General features: G+C 37.3%; 5 protein-coding genes and 1 other annotated feature. All 5 genes read right to left on the reverse strand.

Features of this window, described 5'->3' with window-relative positions; translation table 11 throughout:
- Positions 1-401 precede the first annotated feature (401 nt).
- Entirely contained in the window at positions 402-1,166 is a 765-nt protein-coding gene (locus CS063_RS17185) for an energy-coupling factor transporter transmembrane component T family protein (protein ID WP_099450894.1), read from the reverse strand.
- Positions 1,141-1,983 carry an energy-coupling factor ABC transporter ATP-binding protein gene (locus tag CS063_RS17190; RefSeq protein ID WP_099450895.1) on the reverse strand — a complete coding sequence of 281 codons (843 nt, stop codon included), beginning with the start codon at positions 1,981-1,983 and terminating at the stop codon, positions 1,141-1,143. The genes CS063_RS17185 and CS063_RS17190 overlap by 26 nt, the downstream gene beginning before the upstream one ends.
- A gap of 41 nt (positions 1,984-2,024) precedes the next feature.
- Entirely contained in the window at positions 2,025-2,867 is an 843-nt protein-coding gene (locus tag CS063_RS17195; protein WP_099450896.1) for an energy-coupling factor ABC transporter ATP-binding protein, read from the reverse strand.
- Complete coding sequence (locus CS063_RS17200; RefSeq protein ID WP_308415560.1) at positions 2,860-3,441, reverse strand: hypothetical protein; 582 nt, start codon at positions 3,439-3,441, stop codon at positions 2,860-2,862. The genes CS063_RS17195 and CS063_RS17200 overlap by 8 nt, the downstream gene beginning before the upstream one ends.
- Positions 3,442-3,548: 107 nt before the next feature.
- Positions 3,549-4,730 (reverse strand): tryptophan synthase subunit beta, encoded by a 1,182-nt coding sequence (trpB, locus tag CS063_RS17205; protein ID WP_308415561.1) that lies wholly within the window; start codon positions 4,728-4,730, stop codon positions 3,549-3,551.
- A 97-nt stretch (positions 4,731-4,827) separates the two neighbouring features.
- Positions 4,828-5,084, reverse strand: a binding site (T-box leader).
- Positions 5,085-5,625 lie beyond the last annotated feature (541 nt).

The following is a 5,625-nucleotide window of genomic DNA, read 5'->3' on the forward strand; positions in this document are numbered from 1 at the left end:
CTCATGTCTTTAAGAAGGAATATAAAAAATTTAAACTTTCGTGTTACAGTGGAGAGCAAGAAAGAAGGCTTTTCGCAGGTTTCCTCCACAGACTTTCGCAAAGTCTTGGTGAAGGCCTGTAGGCTGTCTTTAGGGACGTTATCGCAAGCGTTCTTCTTGCGATAGGTAGGACCGTTAGTCTACAGGACTGAGCCTAGAGTTTGCCAAGGCGAGGACCCAGAAACCGGAGAAAAGCCTTCTTTCTTGCGGCCGCACAGGTACCCCTTCTTTTTCTTGACTTCTAGGACGCCAAGGGTACTTCAACAAACTGAAATTTATGCTAGTATACTTCAATTACAAAATCCTTATCAGATGATCCCTGATTGTATTGCCTAAAGACTAAGCAATACTAGGTATTCCTTTTATAATTGAATTAAAATACTTATAAGCATCAGCAGGATAATGTAAACTCCCATAATTAGATCTCCTTTACCTGCTGTAACTTCTCGGTACCTAGACCGATTAGGTGCATCGAATCCTTTAATCTCTAGTGCCATAGCTTGTTTTTCGATTTTGCGCACCGAAGAAACTAAAAGGGGAATACTCATAGGTATAATTACCTTTGCTTTTTTGAAGAAATTTTTAGAATCTAGGTCGCATCCCCTGCATACTTGCGCTTGTATAATTTGGTCCATTTCCTTAGCAAAGGTAGGAATAAATCTTAATGCTGTTGTCATTACAAAAGTATATTTATAGGGTATGTGTAATTTTTCTACGAGTTCCGCTGCTAAATCATTAACTGAAGTAAGCATTAACATGAGTGATAAAGGGATTAATGCTCCACTCATCCTAAGCGCTAAAAGAAGTCCTGACTCAACTCCCTTATCTGTTAGGGCAAGCCAGTTACCTAGTTTAAAAACTATCTCACCTTCCGTCATAAAAAGCATTTGAAACAACATTAAAAAAGCCCCTAAAACAAAAAACATTTTGAAGGTAGGCAAGGCTTCCTTTAGGATTTTACTCCCCCATGCAATGCCTATATTGGTCAAAACAACAAAAGCCAAAAAATAAAGATTTGAACAAATAAAACAAACTAAGCACATAGCAATAGCCCATACAAGCTTTGTCAAAGGATGTAAATGGTGAAAAAAGGAATCTTCCTCAATATACTGCAGTATCTGTTTCATTTCCTCTCCTCCTTTTAATCACTTGACATATCTCCTCTGCTGTTGTAGCACCGCTAAAATCATCTCCTAATCTTAGCATCACTTCAAAAAGCTGTGGTGGTTTTAATCCTGCTACCTCTAAACTTTCCTTTTTAAAGAGAACGCTACTTGTTCGCCCATCTTCTAATACTTTCCCATTATGAAGTATAACAACTCTTTTAGCAAAGTCTAAAACAACCTCCATATCATGAGAAACCATAATCACTGTTGTTCCCTCTTCATTAAGCTTTTTAACAACAGCCATAATTTCCATGCACTCTTTATAATCCTGACCTGTAGTAGGTTCATCTAAAACAAGGATATCTGTTTCTAGCGCCAAAATAGAAGCAAGAGCTACTCTTTGCTTTTCTCCCTTACTTAAGTGAAAAGGACTTGTTTGCAAAATCTCCTGTAACCCTAATAATTCAGCTATTTCTTGGATTTTCTTATCCATTTGTCTTATGCCGCTTTTTTCCTTCTTTCTTTCTTTAAGTCCAAAAGCAATCTCATCATAAACTGTCTTACAAAAAATCTGATGGTTAGGATTCTGAAAAAGATAGCCTATAGTCTGAGCCATTTCACTTGTTTTAGTTTCTCTCGTATCTTTACCATTTACAAGTACTCTTCCATCTGTTGGCTTTTGAAGCCCATTAAGTAACCTAAGAAGAGTTGTTTTTCCAGCTCCATTTTGACCAACCAAGGCAACAAACTCTCCCCTTGCAATTTGCAAATCAATTCCCTTTAAAATCATGGGCGACTTAACATTGTATTGATATGTTAAATTTTCTAATCCTATCATGTTAAACCCCTTCCGTTGAAGTTTAAGTACTGTTCAAGTTTTTATAAACTTGCTAAAATGGAACACGTTTCTTCTATATTAGTAGGCATATCTCCTTTATAAAGACCCGCCTCTTTTAAACAGGCTACTAATTTTACTATTCGTGGGCAATTGATCCCTAATTCTTCAAGCTTTTTATATTCCTCTAAAATTTGCTTTGTGGGGCCATCTAAAAGAAATCTGCCTTCCTTCATTACCATTAAACGATTGCAATACTGGCTAAGCAGCATAACTTTTTGTTCCACAATAATAATAGTCATCCCATGCTCTTTATTTAGCTTTTGAAGAGTCTCAAAGATTAGCATACTTCCTATAGGATCCAGTTCACTTGTTGGTTCGTCAAGCACTAACACCTTAGGACGTTCAGCAAGGGCAGCTGCTATAGCCACCCTTTGCATCTGTCCACCTGATAATTCAGTAGTCTGACGATATCTTAGAGAAGAAATCCCACATAACTCCAGGCTCTCTGTGATTCTTTCTTCTATTTCTCTACGTTCTAACCCTTTATTTTCCAAAGCAAAAGCTATTTCATCTTCTACCTTACTTGTTACTATCTGTGTATCAGGATCCTGTAAAACGCTCCCTACTGTTTTAGAAAGCTCGCTGCAACTTACTTCTACTGTATCTTGCCCCTCTACATATACCATACCATAAAAGGCTCCACTATTATAAAAGTGAGGAACGATACCATTAAGTGCCATAGTAAAAGTAGACTTTCCTGCCCCCGAAGGTCCTATAACCCCTACAAATTCTCCTTGTTCAATAGTAAGATTTATATTTTTTAATGCCTGCTTTTCTTCTTGGTTTTGATTATAGGAAAAGCTTAGATTTTTTATTTTAAGCATTTTTATCACCTGTGACAGCTTTAAGTGCAGGATAAAGCACTGTTACTAAAATACTATTTACAAAAGCTGTTCCAAAAATAATAATTGTAAATGCCATAATAGCCTTGGTATTAATATCCATACCCATTAATAAAAGTATTTTTAACATTAAAAAGAAGGTATATCCACTTGCTAATGTACTTAAGAAAGTAACTATAAATGGTTTTACAGATGCTTTACCAAGCTTTAAACCAAAAGGCATCTGCATTAAACTAAACATTATAAAAGCTCCTACTACTTCACTTACGATATTGGCATACGGCGTATTTCCTGGTAAGAATTGACACATAATTCCCGATAAAAGTCCAATAACAAGTGCTTCAATCAGCTTAGGTTTTATGAGTAAAATAGCCAAGCAATACATAGCAATAATAAAGTTAGGTTTAAGTGGCAACCCAGCAATAATCGTATTCGAAAAAATTTTAAGTACTGCTCCTGCTGCTAATAATACGCCTATTAAAAGTAATTCCTTAACCTGTAACCCCTGACTCTCTACTTTTCTAACCTCTCTCTTTTCCATTTGAACATCACTCATAGTTATTTCCCCTTTCTATACTATCCTCACTTTAATTAAACGTTTACTTTAATGTCAGCTCACATATCCGGTCTACAAGTGTGTCTATAAATTAACTGTCTTTACATTTATTTATTTTTTACCCCTACATATTCAGCAACAGCTTCTACGTCTTTATCACCACGCCCAGATACGGTAACAATAATGACATCTGATGGCTTACAGGTAGCTGCATATTGAATGGCATAAGCTAAAGCGTGAGAGCTTTCAATAGCTGGTAAGATTCCTTCCGTTTTACATAGAGTCATAAGCGCTTCTACAGCTTCATCATCTGTAATGGATTCATAAGTTGCTCTCCCCACCTCATTAAGGTAAGCATGTTCTGGCCCTACCCCTGGGTAGTCAAGACCCGGTGAGATAGAATAAACAGGAGCTACTTCTTTATTTTCGTCTAAAACACAAAGTGTCTTCATTCCATGAAGGATTGTTGGCTCCCCTTTGGCAATAGTGGCTGCATGATAAGGTGTATCCACTCCCTTTCCAGCTGCTTCTACTCCAATAAGAGATACATCTCTATCTTCGATATAAGCAGCAAAGGAACCAATAGCATTGCTCCCCCCTCCTACACAGGCAATAATGGCTTTGGGAAGTTTGCCTTCCTTCTCAAGGATTTGTGTTCTAGATTCTTCACTAATAATCTGTTGGAAATGCTTAACAATAGTAGGATAAGGGTGTGGGCCTACTGCTGAGCCTAATACATAAAAGGTATCTTCTGAAGAATTTACCCATGCTGCAATCGCCTCATCTACTGCTTCTTTTAAGGTTTGTGTACCGCTAAGGGCAGGTACTACCTTAGCTCCTAACATTTCCATACGGAACACATTTAAAGCTTGCCTTTTCATATCCTCTTTTCCCATATAAACTGTACATTCCATACCCATTAAAGCTGCTACTGTTGCTGTTGCTACTCCATGCTGACCTGCACCCGTTTCCGCAATAACGTGTTTTTTACCCATGCGTTTAGCAAGTAAAATTTGCCCTAGTACATTATTGATTTTATGTGCCCCTGTATGATTGAGGTCTTCTCGCTTCAAGTAAATTTTTGCTCCTCCACATTTTCTTGTTAAATTTTCTGCGTAGTAAAGAGGAGTTTGCCTACCTACATAATCTTTTAAGTAATAGTTTAATTCCTTTTTAAAGTCTTCATCATCTTTATATTCTAAAAAAACTTCTTCTAATTCCTTAAGTGCCTTTAATTGAGCCTCTGGTACATATGCTCCTCCAAAGCTTCCAAATACATCTTTCATCATAATAAATCCCTCCACTTAGTTAGTTTTAAACCTAAAGAGTGATCTATGAACATGGTGGGTCATTTGGGCAATAAAAAAAGCTATATCGTCTCAGAACTTCTGGGACGATATAGCTCGCGGTGCCACCCAAATTATGCACTTAGACCAAGGTCTAAAGTACACATCTTTCACAGATACGGTATATAAAATACGATATCCTGTCCTTGTAACGTAGAACCTACGGCATTGGCTACTTCTTATTCACCAAGCGTCTCCCAAACCCATTCCTTATAACTCCCTGTATCGGACCTTACACCAATCGCCGACTCGCTGTAACACTTTATTATAAGTACTCTTTTTGTTCCTAGACTTTTACTTCCGATTTAATTAATATTTATATTATTCTAATGTTTCCATTTTGTCAACACTATTTTAAAATTATCTTGCTATCAACCTATCTCTCCTCTGCTATTTTTCTACTATAAAGATATCCTAAAGCATTTTCAGCCACTCTTTAACAATCTTTCAAATCCCATTTAGCAAACATTTATCTAAAATCTCAGCTCCCTTTCTTTGGTATACACACAGCTAACACTTTAGCCTACTCCTATCAAAGTGATAAATTTCAGTTTGTTGGGGTGTTTTACACATAATACTACTAAAAGGAAAGGGATAGGGGGGTGTTCTCAGGGACCGCAAGTAAGGGAGCTCTTCTCCAGCTTCTCGGTCCTCGGATGGGTAAAATCTAAGTTCAGTCCAATAGGCTAACGGTCCTACCTATCACAAGAAAGGCACTTGTGATAACGTCCCTAAAAACAGCCTATAGGACTTCTCTAAGATTTTACATCCATCCTGTGGAGGAAGCTTGCGAAGAGCTCCCTTACTTGCTAGCCGAAGCTTTATTCTGTTCCTATTT

The organism is Sporanaerobium hydrogeniformans (genome assembly GCF_002735925.1).
Taxonomy (GTDB): Bacteria; Bacillota; Clostridia; order Lachnospirales; family Cellulosilyticaceae; genus Sporanaerobium; species Sporanaerobium hydrogeniformans.

Excerpts from the sequence above, each read along its gene's own strand:
- trpB (WP_308415561.1), bottom strand. The coding sequence starts at position 4,730 with ATGATGAAAGATGTATTTGGAAGCTTTGGAGGAGCATATGTACCAGAG.
- CS063_RS17185 (WP_099450894.1), bottom strand. The coding sequence starts at position 1,166 with ATGAAACAGATACTGCAGTATATTGAGGAAGATTCCTTTTTTCACCAT.
- CS063_RS17200 (WP_308415560.1), bottom strand. The coding sequence starts at position 3,441 with ATGAGTGATGTTCAAATGGAAAAGAGAGAGGTTAGAAAAGTAGAGAGT.
- CS063_RS17195 (WP_099450896.1), bottom strand. The coding sequence starts at position 2,867 with ATGCTTAAAATAAAAAATCTAAGCTTTTCCTATAATCAAAACCAAGAA.
- CS063_RS17190 (WP_099450895.1), bottom strand. The coding sequence starts at position 1,983 with ATGATAGGATTAGAAAATTTAACATATCAATACAATGTTAAGTCGCCC.